This window comes from Bradyrhizobium sp. NBAIM08, assembly GCF_020193935.1.
Lineage (GTDB): Bacteria > Pseudomonadota > Alphaproteobacteria > Rhizobiales > Xanthobacteraceae > Bradyrhizobium > Bradyrhizobium yuanmingense.
Genome location: NZ_JADYVR010000521.1, coordinates 1 through 433, shown reverse-complemented (window position 1 = coordinate 433; position 433 = coordinate 1). Strand labels below are relative to the sequence as shown.

1 protein-coding gene is annotated in these 433 nt (G+C 54.0%); it reads left to right on the top strand.

The features are described from left to right. The coding region (locus I6F37_RS40750) for a DUF72 domain-containing protein (RefSeq protein WP_225154483.1) at positions 1 to 433 on the top strand (433 nt) is incomplete at both ends.

Below are 433 nucleotides of genomic sequence, written 5' to 3'. Positions count from 1 at the left end.
CCACTTTAACTGCGTGGAGGGCAACACCACGCTTTACGCCCTGCCGAAACCCGAGGTTGTCCTGCGCTGGCGTGAACAGACCACAGATGACTTCCGCTTCTGTTTTAAGTTTCCGGCGACCATTTCGCATCAGGCAGCATTACGGCATTGCGATGATTTAGTGACTGAATTTTTGACCCGCATGTCACCGTTGGCTCCGCGCATTGGGCAATACTGGCTGCAACTGCCTGCCACATTCGGCCCACGGGAGCTGCCTGCGCTTTGGCATTTTCTCGATTCTCTCCCTGGCGAATTTAATTATGGTGTGGAAGTCCGCCATCCACAGTTTTTCGCCAAAGGGGAAGAGGAACAAACGCTTAATCGCGGTTTACATCAGCGCGGCGTTAATCGGGTGATTTTAGACAGCCGCCCGGTTCATGCAGCACGTCCACAC